Raw genomic sequence first — 18,724 nt, 5'->3', positions numbered from 1 at the left:
CTTAAGCTTTTATTTGAATAGGAGTGATAACACTGGGTACGTTAACGTGACAGGCAATGGACTGGCTCGTGTTTAATGGAGAAAACCGTGGGGTTTCGTATTGGCAACGCGTCTCTCGATGCTCACACCGCTCTCTAAACGGACACCCTTTATGGTTAATCAACGCACTTGGTGGGTTACCTGGGATGGTTGGTAAACGCGGCATATCTTCAGTGATAGAAGGAATCGCCTTTAGCAGGCCTTGAGTATAGGGGTGCGCAGGTTGAGCGAACAATGTCTCGGTATCTGATTGCTCCATTTTTTGACCACCATACATGACCAATACGCGATCACACATCTCGGCGACGACGCCCATATCGTGAGTGATCAGTAAAATTGCGGTGTTGAACTCTTGTTGTAAGTCTCGTAATAGCGTCAAAATTTGAGCTTGAACGGTTACATCTAACGCGGTGGTTGGTTCGTCTGCAATTAGCAGCTCGGGCTTACACAACAACGCCATCGCTATCATGATTCGCTGACGCATTCCGCCAGATAGCTCGTGAGGGTATTGATTCATCCGAGTTTCGGGAGAGGGAATACGCACCGCATCCAACATGTGAATGGACTCCATTTTTGCTTGTTTTCGGCTCATTCCTTTATGAATCATGAGAACTTCACAAAGCTGCTTGCCAATTTTCATGAATGGATTAAGTGACGTCATCGGATCTTGAAAGATCATTCCGATTTTCTCTGCACGGATGCGGTTGAGCTGCTTTTTAGACATCGCGAGTAAATCATCACCGTGGAACATTGCGCTTCCAGACACAGCGCCGTTGTCCGCGGTTAACCCCATTAATGCGAAAACAGATTGGCTTTTTCCCGAACCTGATTCCCCAACAATCCCAAGAGTTTCGCCCGCTTTAATCGAGTAGGAGAGATTACTGACCGCTTGCACTTGCCCATCTGGCGTATCGAAGCGCACGTTCATGTTTTCAATAGATAGCATGGGTTTGTCCTTATCGGTCTTTCGGGTCAAGAGCATCACGCAAGCCATCGCCGATGAAGTTAAAACAAAAGAGGGTGGCAACTAAAAACAGAGAGGGAAAAAGCAGCATCCACAATGCAACGTCAATCGTTTTTGCGCCTTCGGAGATTAGGATTCCCCAGCTCGTGTCTGGTGGTTGAACACCAAGCCCTAAGAAGCTCAAAAACGATTCGAACATAATGAATCCCGGTACCATTAAGGAGGAATAAACCATCACGATCCCAAGAACATTAGGCAGAACATGGCGTCGGACAATTGTCAATTTAGAAACCCCAATAGAGTGTGCGGCTTCGATGAACTCTCGCTTTTTTAGACCGAAGGTGACGCCACGTACAACACGGGCAATTCCCAGCCAAGATACCATTCCGATCACGATAAAAATCAGGTAGATGTTGTTGCCAAAAAGGGTAACAAACAGGATAACCATAAACATAAATGGCACCGAATCGAGCACCTCAATAATGCGCATCATTACGCTATCGACAACGCCGCCAAGATAGCCGGAAATACTTCCCCAAATCGTACCAATAACAACGGCGACTAAGGCGCCAACAAAACCTACCAAAATAGAGAGCCTGCCACCTTGCATCGTGCGAGCGAAAACATCTTGCCCGAGATCATCGGTACCAAAGTAATGACCACTGCTCAGTGAAGGTTTTCCTAGCTCGTATGGATCGATGAGCACTTCCCAGTCAATTTCATCATGGCCAAAAGCGGCAAGAGAGGGGCCGAAGGTGATGCATAAGGTAATGAACGCCAAAACATACACTGATGTCATCGCGGCTCTGTTTTTACGAAATCGAGTCCATGCATCCTGCCAAAGACTGCGACCTTCGACGGCTTCAATATTGTCGACGACTTGATCTTGAAGAGCTTGTGTATCCAGTTTTTTGATCGTTAACATGCCGGACTCCTAAACGCGTATACGAGGGTCGATAATCGTATATAGCAAGTCGACCACAAGGTTAAAGAAGATAGTGAGTGAAGCGACAATCAGAGTAATGCCCATTACTAGGCCGTAGTCGCGGTTGAGAGCACCAGACACAAAGTGTTGTCCCATGCCACCTGTACCAAAGAAAATGTCGATAATCACCGAGCCTGTCACAACAGACACAAACGCAGGGCCGAGCATCGCAACGACGGGAATAAGGGATGGTCGCAAAGCATGATGGAATAAAATGTAGGTTGTGGACAAACCTTTGGCCTTTGCCGTTCGAATGTATGGTTGGTTGAGTGTTTCAATCATTGCGCCACGCATGACGCGTGCAATACTCGCAATGGAGCCAATCGCCAGGCTGAGCACGGGAAGAACAAGGAAAGCCAGTTTTCCCCCTTCCCAACCACCAGCAGGGAACCAGCCGAGCTGAATAGCGAAGATCATGACTAAAACTGGAGCAAGCACGAAAGCCGGAACCACAACTCCAGTCATCGAAAGTGTCATCAGGCCGTAATCTAGGCGGCTATTTCGGTTCAATGCCGCAATGGTGCCAAGTAACATGCCAAGTGGAACGGAGATACAAAAGGAGAGTACGCCTAATACTGCTGAAACAGGCCATGATTGTGCGACGAGCTGTGTAACACTGAAGTCTTGATAAACGAAGCTCGGACCGAGATCTCCTTGTATGAAATTACCAATGTAAATCCAAAACTGAGTAAGGAAGGGCTGGTCCAAATGGAATTTTGCTTCGATATTCGCACGTACCACTTCTGGCATAGGCCGTTCCATATCAAATGGTCCCCCTGGTGCAATGTGCATCAGCCAAAATGATACGAGTGCGATGAATAGAAGCGTGGGGATAGCGATAGCTAATCGCTTAACAATGTACCAAATCATGATCCATCATCCTTTGGTCATCCGAAATCACTTCGAACGGTTATGAATAAAAAATGGTCTGAGCTCAGGTTGCCTTCTCCACCGAGAGATATGAGGAACGGCAAGTAAACATTGAACTTGCCGACTCAGACCGAAAACATGCTTTTAGTGGGCTTTTACATAGACATTCTTGCGGTAGTACGACGACTCAGGGTTTGTCAGTTCGTAGCCGCCCACGTAAGGCTTGATGAGGTATTGATCGTTACCCGGACGATAAATAGGAATAATGGCCATGTCTTCAATCAGCATGCTTTCTGCTTGTAAATACAGTTCTGATGGGTTGCTCATGGTCTTTGAGCGAGCCATTAACTCGTCGTATTGCGGGTTGTTATAACGAGAATCGTTGTACTCGCCATTAGAAACAAAGATATCTAACCACGTAGAGGCTTCATTGTAGTCGGCTGTCCAGCCGCCGCGAGTAATGTCGGTCGGCTCTTTAAGTGCGTAGAACACTTTCGGTTCTAGCTGTTTTATCGTGACTTGCGCACCCAGTCGGCTTTTCCACATGCCTGCCATGGTGGTTGCCATTTTTACGTCCATCGAGAAAGTTGGTACGGTAAACGTTAACTTAAGCGGATTGCTTTTATCGTATCCAGCTTCTGACAGTAATTGCTGCGCTTTTTCGATACGTTTATGGCGGTTCCAAGTTGCGAACTCAGGAGTGTGAGATTTAAAACCATCTGTTTGAGGTGGCACAAGGGTATACATTGGAACCCCACCGTTTCTCAAAATAGCACTCGTTAACAGTTGACGGTCAATGGCATATGAGAGGGCTTTACGAACCCGCACGTCTTTTGTTGGCCCTTGTTGAGTGTTGAGGTAATAGAATGTGGAGCCAAGAGAAGCACTGGTGCTTGCCACTTCTTGTGGGCGTTGTTGAATTAACTTTTTCTTCTGGGCGGCAGGAATGGAAACCGCTTGGTCTATCTCACCAGCTAGGTAGCGGTTTAGCACTACGTTTGCATCACCAATTGGTAGCCAAGTGACTTTTTCCAGCACTACATTGCTTGCGTCCCAATAATGTGGATTTTTAACCATCACCAGTTTTTCGTTAACTTTCCATTCAGAGACAGTAAACGCACCATTTGTAACGATATGCTCAGGCTGGGTCCAACGGTTGCCATGTTTTTCAACGGTCGCTTTATGAACGGGTGCAAGTACGGGATGACTTAATAGTTTCGTAAAGAAGGGAATAGGCTCTTCGAGTGTAACCTGGAATGTTTTTTCATCCAGCGCCTTCACGCCCAAAGACTCAGGCTCGGCTTCGCCCTTCATAATGGCTTGCGAGTTTTCGATATTTGGAATGGCCGCAAACCAAGCGTACGGTGAAGCAGTGCTTGGATTCAGTAAGCGTTGCCAGCTGTAGACAAAATCTTGTGCAGTGACCGTTTCGCCATTTGACCATTTTGCATCACGTAAGTGGAAGGTATAAACCGTATTGTTGTCATTGACTGACCAAGATTCAGCAACACCAGGAATGGTTTTACCTTGCTTATCTTGAATGACCAGACCTTCAAACAGGTCTCGACCGAGATTGAAAGCGGGCTCTGCGGCTTGCTTGGCTGGGTCAATAGAAGTAACTTCAGCCCCATTGTTTAGCGTAATTTCTTGTGTCTCATCGAGGGTCACACCTACGGGATACGGCACGGCATAGCTTGATGTTGCCAGTATTGGACTCATCATCGACGCTAATAAAAGCAACTTAGGTAATTTCATCCTTGTCTCACTCTTTTCATCCTGAAAGATGCCAAAAATGTATATTGTATAAATTGTCTACACAATCGAGTTTTAACATTACTGTAACAGGGTGTCAGGTGTTGAGCTGTCTGGTCTCAAAAAGTGAGCTAGGGGAATTTCTTTGAAGATCTGATATCAAGTTGGCATGACGGGAAGTAATTTTGCTTCGATACAAATTAAAATCCCCTTCAAGCACAGGCTAGAAGGGGAAGATAGTCAGTCTGCTCTTCAAAAGGCATGACGTTAACTGACTAGGAAATGTTTCACGAACTCAGTGATTTTGACCATATCACTTACCGCGATAAACTCTTCTGTCGTGTGTACTTTTGCCATGCCAGTTGAAAGGTTGACAGTTGTGAGACCTTTCTTGTTAAAGTTGTTGGCATCGCTACCGCCGCCAGTGCCTTTTGTGAAGGCGTCAATTCCCAACTCTGAAAACGCTGCTTTTATAGCGTTTACGTGTGGGTGGTTTTCTTCAATAACAAAAGCGTCGTAGGCTCGGCTAGATTCAATTTCGACTTCTGCACCGTGTTTTTCACAGACAGACTCTAATGTTGAGATCATATGATTGACCTGAGCATCTAGTTTATCGCCATTCAGGGAGCGTGCTTCTGCCACGATTTTTAATTCAGGCATAACAATGTTTGTGGCCTGACCGCCGTTAACCATACCGATGTTGGCTGTCGTTTCTTCGTCGATGCGAAGCAGCTTCATTTGGTTGATGGCATCTGCCGCCACCATGATCGCACTGATGCCTTCTCCTGGCGCAAGCCCAGCGTGTGCTGGTCGACCTTTGATTTTTGCCATGATCTTTTGCTGGCCTGGGGCTGCGGTCACAATGGTGCCAATAGGGCCACCCGTATCTAACACGATTGCTTCCGTTGAAGTGACGTGTGACATATCGAAGTATTGTGAACCGAATAAACCGCCTTCTTCATACACGGTGAAAGCAAGTTCTAACGTTTTGTGCTCACGGTTTTCCGCTTGAATACAACGAACGGCTTCCATGATGGCAGCAATACCAGATTTATCATCGCCACCGAGAATCGTATTGCCTTTTGAACGGATAATGCCGTCTTCGATGATTGGCTCAATGCCAATACCTGGAGTGACCGTATCCATATGACAGCTCATTAGAATAGAGCCGTCTTTTTTGCCGTCTAAACGGGCGTACACGTTAAAACCGTTAGAAATGTGCTCAGGCACTGGAAGTTTGCGTACGGTAAAGCCTAGCTCGCCTAGCTGTTCTGCCAGTGTTTCTGCAATTTGTTTTTCGTTTTTTGATTCGCTGTCGATACGTACTAGTTGGCAAAAGTGTTCAACTAAGCGTTCTTGATTGATGTGTGTCATTAGATGTCTCTTTTTCTGATCGAGCGTGAAGCCTTGTGGCTCGGCTCGATAGGGAACAGAGCACCACTTATGGCACAGTTACTTTTGAATAAAACTGAGGTGAATCAATAAAGGGGTATCCATGACACGATTCTGACCGATGAGCCTTTCGAACTGTATGAAGCGTCACGAAACATTACTTTTGATGTTTTGCAGGATCAAATGAATAAATCGGATAGAGATAGGGTGCAATAGACTTTCCATCCCCTTTTGCTTTTTGAGCTACGTTGCCAAGATAAAATGCCAAAGTAACAACTTGTTTACATTTTATGTGGTGGCGTAAAGCCTAAAATATCAATCTAATATATTGAAAATAAGCAGTTTGTTTGATGTTTACGAAAGTGGGTTCGATGTGCTCTCTATGTGTAACATATGTTTTACAATTATGCGTAAAAATCGCCAAGATAAAGATTTCTCACCACCTATTCCAATTTCTCAAGACCTGCGCCAAGTTAGAAAAATAAGTCCAAACAAAAGCTACTGAGACAAGGAGAAAGTCATGGTTGATGCATATAACCCACTAGGAACAGACGGATTTGAGTTTGTTGAATATACCGCTGCTGACAACAAAGGCATTCAACAGCTTAAAGATCTGTTTATATCGTTAGGTTTTGCGGAGATTGCAAAGCATCGCTCAAAAGAAGCGTGGTTATATCGACAAGGTGACATTAGCTTTATTGTGAATGCGCAGCCGCATAGCCAAGCTGAGGGATTCGCCAAAGTTCACGGTCCGTCGGTTTGTGGCATGGCATTTCGTGTGAAAGACGCCACCGTTGCTCTGGCGCATGCATTAGAGAATGGCGGTAAAGAATATAAAACGGAAATTGGGCCGATGGAGCTAAGCATTCCTGCTATTTATGGCATCGGTGAAAGCTTGCTTTATTTTGTCGATCGTTATGGAAAGCAGAGCATTTATGATGTCGATTTTCGTTTTTATGATGATGCTGATGAGCGTTTATCAAAAGCGAATGTTGGTCTTTACGAAATCGACCACTTAACGCACAACGTTAAGCAAGGCAACATGGATGTCTGGTCTGGTTTCTATGAGCGCATTGGTAACTTCCGCGAAATTCGTTATTTCGATATCGAAGGTAAGCTGACTGGTCTTGTCAGCCGTGCGATGACCGCACCTTGCGGCAAAATCCGAATTCCTATCAATGAGTCGTCAGATGATAAATCACAGATTGAAGAGTTTATCCGTGAATACAATGGCGAAGGTATTCAACACATCGCATTGACCACAGACGACATCTACGAAACGGTCAAAACCTTGCGTGAGCGAGGCATGGACTTTATGCCAACACCAGATACTTATTACGAGAAAGTCGATCAGCGTGTTGAAGGCCACGGTGAAGATGTAAGCAAGCTTCGTGATTTGCAGATTCTTATTGATGGTGCGCCAACGAAAGATGGCATCTTGCTACAAATCTTTACTCAAACCGTTATCGGCCCTGTGTTCTTCGAAATCATCCAACGTAAAGGCAATGAAGGCTTTGGCGAGGGTAACTTCAAAGCGTTGTTTGAATCGATAGAAGAAGACCAAATTCGCCGAGGAGTATTGAGCGATGCATAAATGGATCACATTCCCTCACCGGGAGGGAGTGTGCTCTAAACAAGCGCATGCTGACTTCCCGGAAGAGGCAATTTATGAACGTGAGGCAGGTCGAAGTGGCTTCTTCGGCCCCGCAACACATTTTCATCATCAACATGCCCCAACGGGGTGGTCTGAGTGGGAAGGCGAGCTACGTCCACGAGCGTTCGATTTTAATCTAGTCGAAAAAGCCAGCCATATTACCCCTTGGGCAGTCCCGCATCTATTACACAACGCGAATTGTAAAGTTCGTGTTTGGCGTATGGATGAAAAAATGGACTTCTTGGTGAGAAATGCAGATGGCGACGAACTGCTATTCATCCACCAAGGTACGGCAGATCTCTACTGTGATTATGGTCATTTGAAAGTGAGCGAAGGGGATTATGTCATGATCCCTCGCTCAACGAGCTGGCGTTTAGAGCCAAGCGAGCCGATGTTCATTCTGATGATCGAAAACACCGATGCGGCTTATACATTGCCCGAAAAAGGCATGGTTGGAAACCACGCGGTGTTTGATCCGGCGGTTTTAGAAACGCCGTCGATCAACGATCAGTTCCGTGCTCAATATTCTGAGAATCAAACACAGGTTCAGGTGAAACGCCACGATAAAGTCAGTGTTATCACTTACCCATTCAACCCGTTGGATGCGATTGGGTGGCATGGTGATTTGGCGGTAGTAAAAGTGAACTGGCGTGATATTCGTCCACTTATGTCACATCGTTACCATTTACCGCCTTCTGCACATACTACATTTGTAGGAGCAGGATTTGTGGTGTGTACCTTCGTTCCTCGTCCAATTGAAAGTGATCCTGGAGCGCTCAAAGTACCGTTCTACCACAACAATGACGATTATGACGAAGTCTTGTTCTACCATGCAGGTGATTTTTTCAGCCGTGACAACATTGAAGCGGGCATGGTGACATTCCATCCAGCAGGATTTACACATGGCCCTCACCCGAAAGCTTTCAAAGCAGGGCGAGAGCATAAGAAGACTTTTGCCGACGAAGTCGCGGTCATGATTGATACGCGTCACGCACTTCAGTTTTCGGATGAGCTGGAAAAAGTAGAAAACAAAGAATACGTCTATAGCTGGCAAGAGAAGTAAGAGGCAAGGATGAAATTAGCAACCAAGAAAAATGGCACTCGTGACGGTTTGTTGATGGTCGTGAGCAAAGACTTAACGCGCTGCGTACCTGCGACAGAAATTTTCCACCCTATGAACTTAGCACCGACGATGCAGGTGGCGCTTGATAACTGGGATACGCTAGCACCGCAACTGGAAGAGCTATACGTTGCACTGAACAATGGCACGGTTGCAGGGTATGAAGAGTTTGAAGCGCACTACTGTGAGTCGCCGCTTCCTCGCGCTTATCAGTGGGCTGATGGCAGTGCTTACGTAAACCACGTTGAGTTGGTTCGAAAAGCTCGCGGCGCTGAAATGCCAGAGAGTTTTTGGACGGACCCGTTGATGTACCAAGGAGGCTCTGATGCCTTTATTGGACCTTGTGACAACATCGAGTTTGCGAGTGATGAATGGGGTATTGATTTCGAAGGTGAAGTTGCTGTGGTAACTGGTGACGTACCAATGGGCGCGAGTGTTGCAGAGGCTCAGGAGTCGATTCGTTTGATCATGCTGGTGAATGATGTCTCACTACGTGGCCTAATTCCGGCAGAGTTAGCTAAAGGGTTTGGTTTTTTCCAATCTAAACCTTCTTCTGCGTTTTCTCCTGTGGCAGTAACACCTGACGAACTCGGCGAAGCGTGGTACGAAAACAAAGTGCATTTACCATTGCTCTCGACCTACAACCACAAGCCGTTTGGTCGCCCAAATGCAGGTATCGATATGACGTTTGATTTCGCAGACTTAATTGTTCACGCGACTAAAACGCGCCCGCTATCTGCTGGGGCGATTATAGGCTCAGGTACGGTATCCAACAAGCAGGGAACGGAACATGGCACTTCTATTGAAGAAGGTGGCGTTGGCTATTCATGTATCGCGGAAGTTCGCATGATTGAAACCATTCGTGATGGTAAGCCGTCGACTAACTTCATGTCGTTTGGAGATTCAATCAGATTGGAAATGTTCGATGCGGATGGCAACAACATATTCGGTTCGATTGACCAACAAGTTAGCCAATATCTCAGGCACTAACAGTGCTGGTTGGGAGACGATATGAGCGATAGCATGATTTTATACGGATACTGGCGATCATCGGCGGCATATCGTGTGCGTATTTGCTTGAATCTTAAAGAGTTACCGTATGATTCAAAATCGGTACACTTGGTGCGCAATGGTGGCGAACAACACAGTAACGAGTACCATGAGTTAAACGCTTCTGAACTGGTTCCTTTGCTGGTGGATGGGGAGGTTCAGTTAACCCAGTCACTGGCGATCATTCAATACTTAGAAGAACACTACCCGGATGTCACTGTGATCCCCGAGCAAACGCCGCTTCGATACCAAGCGCTAGCTTTGGCTCAGGATATTGCAATGGAGATTCATCCCCTGAATAACTTAAGAGTTCTACAGTATTTAGAGGGGGAGTTAGCTTGCGAACCAGAGCGCAAAGTCGCTTGGATTCATCACTGGATCCACAAAGGTTTTACAGCATTAGAAGAGAAACTTCAGAAGCATCGTAAACTAAATGGTGATTGCAAGTTTAGCCTGACAAGCTCGCCATCTATTGTCGATATTTGTCTGGTACCACAATTTTATAACGCACAACGCTTTGGTGTAGATACCTCTCTTTATCCAACCATTAACGCTGTTGTGCAGTCATGCAATCAACTGCCAGCTTTTATTGATGCGATGCCAGAGAATCAGCCAGACGCTAATAGTTGATTCTTAGCATACATAATGTATTAACAAAATTTAAACGAGCCAATCCAAGTGTGTGATTGGCTCGTTTTTATTGGTGAGCAAAATTTTCTGTTTCTCGCTATCGTCGTGGCGCCTCAAAATTGCGAGGTTTTGTTGCTCTGCATAACATTTCCATTTACGCTTTGAGCAACGAGTTGTTTTGGATGCACTTTATTTATGACCAACATTTTTATCATTGTTGTTCTTCTGGTTTTATTCTTCTTTGTTATTCAAAAGTACGTGATTAAGCACGATGACACGCGTGATTATCCTTATCGCTCGAAAGGCCCTCTGCTCAGAGGTCAAGAGGGTGCGTTCTATAATGCGTTAAGAGCGGCGGTAGGGGAGCATGCCGTAGTATTCGCGAAAGTAAACATGTCCAGTTTGGTTACGCCAAAAGAAATCAAAAATAAGAAGCAGTTTTTTGTCGCGAACAACCGTATATCTCGAAGCTATTTTGATTACGTTATTTGTGACCCAAGGACACTAGAGCCGCGCGTTATCGTTGAATTGGATAATGGGCAGGAGCTAAACAAGGGTAAGATAGAAAGACAAAAGTTATTGATTCATGTTTGTAAGACGGCCAACCTGCCTTTAATTGGCGCTTCGATAAAGCACAGTTATCAAGTTGGGCGATTACGTCGTTTGCTTGCGGCACACATTGATTTGATTGAGCCCGATAAAGAAGTGCGTTTTTGTAAAAAATGCGGCAGTCCGATGATCATTAAAACCGCAAGCCAAGGTGAGTTCAAAGGGAGACGTTTCTTTACTTGTAGCCGTCAGCCGAATTGTACATACACCGAAAATTATAACGTTGTGTTTGAGGCGGACGACTAAACACGACAATTAACCAGCAGAAACAAGGGGCTTTGATTAGAGATGATCAAAGCCTTTTTTGTATCAGTCATCAAGGCAGGGCCTATACTTTGAAAAAGAGGGCAGAATAGGGCAGCCATATGCGATACGGATGGATTTTATCGGCGTTGTTCATCGCATCGAATGTTAGTGCGATACCTAATTTGAAACCACTGGAGTGTGAATTGACAGAGACACCCCAAGATCATTTCTTGTTTTACCGAGAGCAAATGGTTTACCACAGTGAGCAGTTTGTCATATTTCAAAACTTCAAAGGCAGGGTGAGCACTCAAGTGGACGTCAAAACAGGAGAGTTGATTCGTACAACCTATATCGGCGAACCATTTAAACCTAAATATCAGATTTTGTTCGGCACTTGCCCTAAGGTATCGCAAACCTTACAGATTTGGATGCTCAGTGAAGTGCCTTACGACAATTAAGTGAGATAATAAAAGTTATATAGATCACACTTTTAAACCCTGCAGGCTCAGTCCTTGTCGATAAAATCATCTGAAAACGCGTGTTGAGTTTACATTTTCGCCAAACGGTTCAAAGTTGGTAAATTTGTGCTTGCACCGTCGTTCGCTTATAGCTAATATCCTCGTCGTTCCAGAGAAATGCGTCCGTAGCTCAGCTGGTTAGAGTATCGCCTTGACATGGCGGGGGTCGGTGGTTCGAGTCCACTCGGACGCACCATTCTGAATTGAATGGTTAGGAACATAAAAATTTGGGTCCGTAGCTCAGTTGGTTAGAGTACTACCTTGACATGGTAGGGGTCGGCGATTCGAGTTCGCCCGGACCCACCAAATTTTAAAAAAGCCCACCTTTTGGTGGGCTTTTTTGTGTCTGTAATTCATTGATACTCAAGTAAAACTACTTCTTTTCTTGTCCCTTGTTTTTGCTCTGCTTTAGCCCCTTGTCAGAGATAAAAGCGCACTACTTGATCCGCAACACAACCTCAAAACCCTAAATGCAATGCATAAGGTGCATACGCTTCAAACCCACTAGAGCCGTCTATAAATCATGTTGCGTGCCACTAGCCGTGGCATTAGAGACACTGACTATTAATCTAAATTATCTGGCGTGTGAAGATTGGTGCCGCATATTGTACATTTGTAGTCACCAGTCGCTTCGCCTTCCATTAATGAGCTAATTATTGCTGCAAATAGACCTGAGAAGAAACCTTTAGCTTTTTTCTCGGTCTTTTCCTGCGCTTTAGAGAAGCTTTCGTACCGATGTAGCGTTACTTCTTTACAATTACAGCAAAACGCTCTTGTCTCTTCAGAACCGTACATTTTTACCAATTGATTTACTCCCTGTAAGTTAATTTCCCCAAGTGGCGTTATGTTCAAGGGTAAGTCACACAAGACTGATGTGTGACTTACCCTAAACACTAAAACTAACGTAATGTAAAACACCACATGTTATGAATGATTATTTAACGCCTTGTTATCCGAGCTTGCTAACTCTGCTGATTGAATAGTTGTGGCAATAAGCTCTTCAAATAGAGCTAATTGCCCAGCAGGTATCAATTGATTTTGTATAGCTTTTCGTTTGTTTGAGTCAAATAGCCGCTCTGTTAACCAACCAATTAGATACATCAGTGAAAGACAGCCACCAGCCGTCGCTACATTACCGTCTATCACGAGAGGCAGATCCTGAACATCTCCTCCCATACTTTGTAGAACGTCCTTTGCATCTGGGTTTGTTGTTAATCGCTTGCCTTTTAGTAAACCGAGTTCATGGAGGATGAATGATCCCGCACAAATCGAACCTATTAGCTGCCTATTTGGATCAAGATTCAACGCCGACATAAATTCAGCATCTTTTAAAGCGGCTGGAATACCCCGTTTGCCGCTTGTAATAAGAACGACATCTTGATTCGTCACCTCAGAAAGGTGTCCGTCTGTTTTAACTTTCATACCGAGGTGGGAATGATGTTCAGATTTAGTTCCAAGTATACTTACTGTCCAACTGTCGGTTGTGCGCCCCAGCAAGTCATACATAAGAAAGAAATCGACATCCGTGAAATCATCAAATAAAACAACGCCGATTTTATACATAACATTTATCCTTTTGGACTTACTCGTAAGTCGCAAAATCTGTAGTAGGAGGGGAGGGGCATTCGATACACAAGCTTCTGCTAAGCACCTTAAATACCAAAGGCGGTGCAAACTAACAATGCCATGTGTACCAAATCCCTATTATAAAACTTTGTTATGTTTGTTTTATGAGCCCGCCCAGAAAAACTCAACCCTAATACCACTTGGGTCGTAACACATTAAATGTTTTGCGGGTCCTGTTTTAACAAGCTCGGGACCAAACTCAATTTCGATTCCCGACGCCATAAATTGATCACGCAACTCATAGAGTTGCTTCTCAGTCTCTACGAGTAAAGCTAAGTGATGCAAACCAATATTCGTTTTTCTGTCAAATGGAGTGGCGGCATCAGCCTTAGCCGCCCATAGTGTAAGCATGATATGCCCATCACTCACAAATATTGCCGGGTAGTCTGGATTTCTTTTTACTTCACTCCAACCTAATTGTTCAGTGAAAAACTTCGCGCTTGCTTCTAGGTTAGATACGGTTAAACCTACGTGGTGTATGCCTTTTGTTAACACAGTCACTTTGTTTCCTTACTCGTTTTAATGGCTATCAAACAAAGATAACTCGATAAAAAGTAAGCATCAATACGCATATATTGATTAACTTCGTCAATCTATTCGAATACGGTAATCCAACTGGAAACATAACATTGTAAACAAGAAACCCAATCTTGAACTAAAAATTAAACTTAGAGTTCATCCTTAAGTCCTGTATTAATCAAATACATTAATAGCCATAATATTTAAGCCAGCCTATAGGGCATATCATTCCATTAAAGGTTTGAATGTTCTTATTCAAGCTAACGTCTTCCAATTTGTAACAGTGAACAACATTACTAGTCGAAGTAGATGCTGGTGTTGAATACGTCACAGGTTTAGAAGCGTTTGCTTTATGTATTTCATGTGCTCGCTGTTGGTCTATCGCCACTTGATTCTTATGATTGTTAACTTCTCGCAATCCAGATTCTAGGGATAGGTGCCAATCCTTACATGTTGTTCCTAAACCATCATTCTGAGACTGATATTCTGATAACGCTACACGAGCTTCATTTACCGACTGATCGATATCGGACTGATCGACTAGCCAAGTAGAAAAAGAATAGTTAATGGCCTCTCGATAGTTTACCGATTGCTCTAAGCTATAAGCATCGGAATGAAAACAGGCCTCTACCACTGCCCATTGAGTCGATAGGTTTGATAATACGTTTTCAGGTATAGGCTGTAGCTGGCTTTGCGTAGACTGGCAACCGGCTAGAAGAAAAGGGACAGGGAGTAGTTTTAGAAAAAATTTTTGGTTCATTTTAATCTTAAAATTAATGCAATCTTTTTCATTATCATAATACAGGACGATTGAAGAAAGTAGCATTTCTATCAGTAAGGGAATGTGGCTAACGCACTGATAAGGTGTGAGTAAAGCGATATCAAAGCCCTCAACACACCTTAACTACGAATACTACCGCATAACAAAGATGCTATGCGGTAACGGTAGTATTCAGGCTTGAACAGTTTGTCGCACGTTGTTCTCGCCTGCCAGCACGGAAATTCTCTCAAAATCTCGACTCGGGAAGTCAGGATCTACGTACACAAACATACGACTTATCATTTTTCCTTCAAACTCAAATACACTACAAAAACGCCCTGTGGAAACTTTGTTGTCCGGCCAAGAGGTACCATCACTCATTACGCCGCCTTCCTGTCCTTCAACAATGACCTTGTTTCCAGCAGTCGTTATTTGAAAGCCGTCTATGTCGTGCCAGATATTAATCAACGAGCTACCAATCCTATTGCCAAACTCCACTAAGGCACTCTTTCCTTTCGCTTGCCCAAATTTAGGAAAGAAAAAATCAACATCCTCTGAGAATAGATCCAGATAGCTAGGATCACCGGCATCTATTTTCTCGAAATACTTAACTACTAGCCCAACTAAATCGTCTTTTTCCATAATTATTTCACACCCATATAAGCTTTACGCACAACCTGAACGCTTGCATCTTAAACACAGAGTACATTTAAACTGAAATTGCCAAGAGTTGCGAATCTTATTGAAGTGCCTTGTTAGATGTAATCCGTTTAGCCTACGTATACACCATTGAAGTATTCGACGCGTTCTAACGTCATTCTTAACTTACATTCTTCAATCTGGACACCTTGCCAGGGTGAGGGTGTGGAAGACAGGCCCGTAAATTCACATTCGGCGTCTCTGTATTTTAGCCAAGCTCTTTGGGCCTTTCGAAATGGCTCTACCAGTTCGGTCTGAGACCATGTTTCCCTTAGTGCTTTTTCTTCCTCACCTATTCTAGCGATTGCTTCCTTGTAACTTTCGTTAAGCTCTTTATCTGCAGATTCCATCTTCTTTTCTACACACTGATAACCAGCCATAACGCCACCGCCTTTTACTTTGCAGGGATCTTCAACATCAGCAGAAGCCAAGCAAGGTAAAGAAACCAACGCAAATATCATAAGTAATTTGTTCAAAATTGCCTCCAAGCTCCGAGTGCTTGTTAAACCGTTATCAGCTATTTTTCCTTTTTAATCATGCAGCTTTTTGTCTGTGCCTTCAAAGATAAAATAGAAGGTTAGTGATTCTAGTGCCTAAATAGAAGGTAAAAGAGATTGATACACGGGTTAAATGACGCCTTAATCTGAGTTACTTTTAGTGGGCGTTTTGTATCAATCTTTTCTGTGGAATCATTAGTTTGATGGCGTCTGAGGATGTTAATATGACTCCCATTGAATTTATTATCGCCCTGAAACACCTAGGTTGAATTAAGTGGTGACTATTCCCCTCCAATCATGAAGTTGGTTCAAAGGTAGGGCGATAAATGTTGCGATTCGTAATAAAAATTTATGCCAAGTGCAGTTCGCTATCGCGGCTTATATTGAGTCGGGCAATAACCTCTAATGATGTCTGAGTTTCGTAGCTTGTTGTGTTTTGTATTGCGCCCCGAAACCCTTTTACGCCACAATTTAAAGCTACTTGATTTGAGCCGGCTACGCATAAACTGAATCACGTCGGATTCATTCAAACCAAATTGGAATTCGATAGCCTCAAATGGGGTGCGGTCTTCCCATGCCATTTCTATTATTCTTGACTCAGTTTCCGAGGTCAGTTTCATTTCAAATAACCTATTTTAGAAAAGAGGTTTCTACGACGGAAATTGAGTCTTGGTTCAAATGTTCTTATATGCGTGCTTAGTGTTTAGCGACTTAACACCTACAAAAACTTCTCAATGAGGACTTCGTCTACGTATCTCCCACGAACTTTTGCATGCTTCTTCGCGGTCCCTACGATTTCAAAGCCTTGTTTGAGATAGGCTGATAACGCTCGCTCATTATCGCTGCGAACGTACGCAAATAGTTTTTCGTAACCCTTTTGTTTGGCTACTTCGAATGTCGATTTGAAAAGCTGTTTAGACACACCTTGGCCACGAGCACCGTCACTAACAAACGTACCAATTATGCCAACATGGTCAAAAGCTTTTGTATATTGTGCAAAGGGCTCGATATTTTGGAAACCAATGACTTGTGAGCTATTTTCGGATAAAGCGACTGTAAACACGCCCCGTTCTGGGAAATGAGTAATGAACTCTTTTTCTTCTTCAGGTGTGAAAGGCGTATCTAATACAGTGTATAAACCTTCAATAATGATGGGGTTGAGGACGTTTGTAATGCCTTCAGCATCACCTAAAGTTACCTGACGTACAATTAAATTCATGCCACTTAGCTCCTATTAAAATTAGGGCTGTTTTGTACATGAGTTGGAGACTTGCGGCAACAAGTAACGTCATTAAGTCGTAAAGAATATACCTATTACACTTAAACGGCGGTTAATAGTGCCGATTGTTACTTTGGTATTTCTGATATATCACTTTTTAAGTGACGGCTTAACTTCTACAGAATATTTCCACATCACGATCCCGTTTTCTACAAGATCATAACTCGCGCTTTCACCCTCGGAGTTGAGTACAAATACCGGCATTTCCATCCTTGACGTAGCGCCATCTTGGTTGCATGACATGGTAGCTTCAAGCTGTATGCTATTTTTGCTCGGTTCTGAAAGGGTTCCTAAGTACGTGCAGCCGTCGACAAAACTGGTTTTACTTTTTCCTTTAGAGGATATTTCAAAAGTCGGAAAAATGAATGTTGATTGAGGCTCTGTTACTACCACATTTACTTGATAGTACGTCGCTGAAAAAGCATTGAAATGAGCTCCAAGCATAAGTAAGAACAAGATTTTTGATTTCATAAACTCTTCTTTATTTCGATATTACTAGTTTGGTTACGGCGCTATTAACGTGACCACTTAATCTAAAACTTTACTGCGTAAGCATTAAAAAGGATACAAAGGTAGAGTAGTTGAATATGGTTAATCGGCCGTAAATAGTTTTATTAAGCGATTTTACATACCTAAAAGAGGTAAGTTCTTTCGCTTTTGATAGGTTAATGCTAATTCTAAACAGGTCTTGATTGAAGCTTCTGGCAAAGGTGCTGATAAAGATAGAATTATTGCTCGATTACCCTGAAACTCAAGTGAGTCACTATACAGTTCGCGGAATGTGTCGACGAGCTTAGTTTGGCAATTAAAGAACAGATAATAACGACTAGGCGTTTTCTGTTTCCAATCCATCCTTACCGGGCTACCTGTTTTCACACTGTAGCTTGGCTCTCCCCATTTTAGAGATTCTTCAACTTCCCCCAGTTTTAATTCAGAAGCGATAGTTAAGACGATATTTCGTAGCTCTTCTATCCGAATACGCACATGTTTTGGATACTCATCAAATCTTGCCTTCACTGCATGATTCATTGGTATCTCCTATAAATAGCGCTGTTTTGGGGTGAAGCCCAAGCATACTTTGGCTATGTAGCAATTACGTCATAATGTTATTAATCAATAAATCTAGCACATAGCCAAAATACTAAGCGTAAGGGTTTCCCTCGGTTACGTTTAGGATGCTCTGGGTGAAAACATGATGATTGACATGCCAAGCATAGCGACAGAAACCCCCACTATGTCCCAGAGCGTTGGTCGAACGCCGTCGATACACCACAACCATAGAATTGCGACAAAAATATAGACACCACCGTAAGCGGCATAAACTCTGCCAGTTGCGGTAGGATGTAAAGATAGAAGCCAAGCAAACATAGCAAGGCATAGCGCTGCTGGTACCAAAAGCCAAACTGACTTATCTTCCTTTAACCAGAGATAAGGTAAGTAGCAGCCTAATATTTCTGCAATGGCGGTTATAAAGAAAAGCCCAATGGTTTTGACTTCAGTCACTTAAACATTCCT

General features: G+C 43.7%; 22 protein-coding genes and 2 tRNA genes. 8 read left to right on the top strand and 16 right to left on the bottom strand.

The features are described 5' to 3' along the window. Position 1: 1 nt before the first annotated feature. The 5 genes from R7E47_RS08760 to R7E47_RS08740 form a co-directional block, all read right to left on the bottom strand. Positions 2–985 (bottom strand): oligopeptide/dipeptide ABC transporter ATP-binding protein, encoded by a 984-nt coding sequence (locus R7E47_RS08760; protein WP_318084116.1) that lies wholly within the window; start codon positions 983–985, stop codon positions 2–4. A 10-nt stretch (positions 986–995) separates the two neighbouring features. Beyond that, positions 996–1,928, bottom strand: a complete 933-nt coding sequence (locus R7E47_RS08755; protein ID WP_005377839.1) for an ABC transporter permease subunit — start codon at positions 1,926–1,928, stop codon at positions 996–998. A 9-nt stretch (positions 1,929–1,937) separates the two neighbouring features. After that, positions 1,938–2,858: an oligopeptide ABC transporter permease OppB gene (gene oppB, locus R7E47_RS08750; protein ID WP_005377838.1), complete on the bottom strand. Its 921-nt coding sequence runs from the start codon at positions 2,856–2,858 to the stop codon at positions 1,938–1,940. A 144-nt stretch (positions 2,859–3,002) separates the two neighbouring features. Then, on the bottom strand, positions 3,003–4,613 hold the full coding sequence (locus R7E47_RS08745; RefSeq protein ID WP_318084113.1) for a peptide ABC transporter substrate-binding protein: 1,611 nt from the start codon (positions 4,611–4,613) through the stop codon (positions 3,003–3,005). 264 nt (positions 4,614–4,877) lie between these two features. Then, positions 4,878–5,984: a M20/M25/M40 family metallo-hydrolase gene (locus R7E47_RS08740; RefSeq protein ID WP_318084112.1), complete on the bottom strand. Its 1,107-nt coding sequence runs from the start codon at positions 5,982–5,984 to the stop codon at positions 4,878–4,880. A 538-nt stretch (positions 5,985–6,522) separates the two neighbouring features. On the opposite strand from R7E47_RS08740, the gene hppD reads away from it, so the two are divergent. The 8 genes from hppD to R7E47_RS08700 all read left to right on the top strand — a co-directional run bounded on the left by hppD (position 6,523) and on the right by R7E47_RS08700 (position 12,135). Next, the gene (gene hppD, locus R7E47_RS08735) at positions 6,523–7,596 is read left to right on the top strand and encodes a 4-hydroxyphenylpyruvate dioxygenase (RefSeq protein ID WP_005377835.1); all 1,074 of its coding nucleotides are present in this window, start codon (positions 6,523–6,525) and stop codon (positions 7,594–7,596) included. After that, on the top strand, positions 7,589–8,719 hold the full coding sequence (locus R7E47_RS08730; protein WP_042521907.1) for a homogentisate 1,2-dioxygenase: 1,131 nt from the start codon (positions 7,589–7,591) through the stop codon (positions 8,717–8,719). Before hppD ends, R7E47_RS08730 begins: the two co-directional genes overlap by 8 nt. 9 nt (positions 8,720–8,728) lie before the next feature. Then, a complete protein-coding gene (locus R7E47_RS08725) occupies positions 8,729–9,766 on the top strand; it encodes a fumarylacetoacetate hydrolase family protein (protein WP_258639149.1) in 1,038 nt (345 codons plus the stop codon). A 21-nt stretch (positions 9,767–9,787) separates the two neighbouring features. Then, positions 9,788–10,456, top strand: coding sequence for a maleylacetoacetate isomerase (maiA, locus tag R7E47_RS08720; RefSeq protein WP_054574090.1), 669 nt, complete (start codon positions 9,788–9,790; stop codon positions 10,454–10,456). A 195-nt stretch (positions 10,457–10,651) separates the two neighbouring features. Further along, entirely contained in the window at positions 10,652–11,311 is a 660-nt protein-coding gene (locus R7E47_RS08715; RefSeq protein ID WP_005377831.1) for a DUF2726 domain-containing protein, read from the top strand. A gap of 119 nt (positions 11,312–11,430) precedes the next feature. Beyond that, positions 11,431–11,769 (top strand): hypothetical protein, encoded by a 339-nt coding sequence (locus R7E47_RS08710; protein ID WP_005377830.1) that lies wholly within the window; start codon positions 11,431–11,433, stop codon positions 11,767–11,769. 179 nt (positions 11,770–11,948) lie between these two features. Then, a tRNA-Val gene (locus R7E47_RS08705) sits at positions 11,949–12,025 on the top strand. Between the two features lie 33 nt (positions 12,026–12,058). Continuing rightward, positions 12,059–12,135: transfer RNA gene (locus tag R7E47_RS08700), tRNA-Val, on the top strand. 258 nt (positions 12,136–12,393) lie between these two features. On the opposite strand, the gene R7E47_RS08695 is transcribed toward R7E47_RS08700, so the two are convergent. The 11 genes from R7E47_RS08695 to R7E47_RS08645 all read right to left on the bottom strand — a co-directional run bounded on the left by R7E47_RS08695 (position 12,394) and on the right by R7E47_RS08645 (position 18,712). Beyond that, positions 12,394–12,624, bottom strand: coding sequence for a hypothetical protein (locus tag R7E47_RS08695; RefSeq protein ID WP_017820907.1), 231 nt, complete (start codon positions 12,622–12,624; stop codon positions 12,394–12,396). Between the two features lie 129 nt (positions 12,625–12,753). Next, positions 12,754–13,392 (bottom strand): DJ-1/PfpI family protein, encoded by a 639-nt coding sequence (locus tag R7E47_RS08690; protein WP_047100683.1) that lies wholly within the window; start codon positions 13,390–13,392, stop codon positions 12,754–12,756. 165 nt (positions 13,393–13,557) lie between these two features. Next, positions 13,558–13,956, bottom strand: coding sequence for a VOC family protein (locus tag R7E47_RS08685; protein ID WP_031780991.1), 399 nt, complete (start codon positions 13,954–13,956; stop codon positions 13,558–13,560). A gap of 205 nt (positions 13,957–14,161) precedes the next feature. Further along, positions 14,162–14,734, bottom strand: coding sequence for a hypothetical protein (locus R7E47_RS08680; protein ID WP_235429158.1), 573 nt, complete (start codon positions 14,732–14,734; stop codon positions 14,162–14,164). Between the two features lie 192 nt (positions 14,735–14,926). Continuing rightward, entirely contained in the window at positions 14,927–15,376 is a 450-nt protein-coding gene (locus R7E47_RS08675) for a nuclear transport factor 2 family protein (RefSeq protein ID WP_047100681.1), read from the bottom strand. Between the two features lie 128 nt (positions 15,377–15,504). Next, complete coding sequence (locus tag R7E47_RS08670; RefSeq protein WP_054865629.1) at positions 15,505–15,894, bottom strand: lysozyme inhibitor LprI family protein; 390 nt, start codon at positions 15,892–15,894, stop codon at positions 15,505–15,507. Between the two features lie 404 nt (positions 15,895–16,298). After that, complete coding sequence (locus R7E47_RS08665; RefSeq protein ID WP_005377824.1) at positions 16,299–16,550, bottom strand: TIGR03643 family protein; 252 nt, start codon at positions 16,548–16,550, stop codon at positions 16,299–16,301. Between the two features lie 98 nt (positions 16,551–16,648). Then, on the bottom strand, positions 16,649–17,149 hold the full coding sequence (locus R7E47_RS08660; protein ID WP_047100680.1) for a GNAT family N-acetyltransferase: 501 nt from the start codon (positions 17,147–17,149) through the stop codon (positions 16,649–16,651). Between the two features lie 150 nt (positions 17,150–17,299). Further along, complete coding sequence (locus R7E47_RS08655; protein WP_086046698.1) at positions 17,300–17,680, bottom strand: hypothetical protein; 381 nt, start codon at positions 17,678–17,680, stop codon at positions 17,300–17,302. A gap of 153 nt (positions 17,681–17,833) precedes the next feature. Then, positions 17,834–18,238 (bottom strand): DUF1801 domain-containing protein, encoded by a 405-nt coding sequence (locus R7E47_RS08650; RefSeq protein WP_017633973.1) that lies wholly within the window; start codon positions 18,236–18,238, stop codon positions 17,834–17,836. A 141-nt stretch (positions 18,239–18,379) separates the two neighbouring features. Further along, positions 18,380–18,712, bottom strand: a complete 333-nt coding sequence (locus R7E47_RS08645; RefSeq protein ID WP_005377819.1) for a YnfA family protein — start codon at positions 18,710–18,712, stop codon at positions 18,380–18,382. Positions 18,713–18,724: the final 12 nt, after the last annotated feature.

It is taken from the genome of Vibrio sp. Vb1026, from assembly GCF_033338745.1.
Taxonomy (GTDB): domain Bacteria; phylum Pseudomonadota; class Gammaproteobacteria; order Enterobacterales; family Vibrionaceae; genus Vibrio; species Vibrio alginolyticus.
The sequence above is the reverse complement of the archived record's forward strand: the minus strand, read 5'-3'. Positions and strand labels throughout refer to the sequence as shown.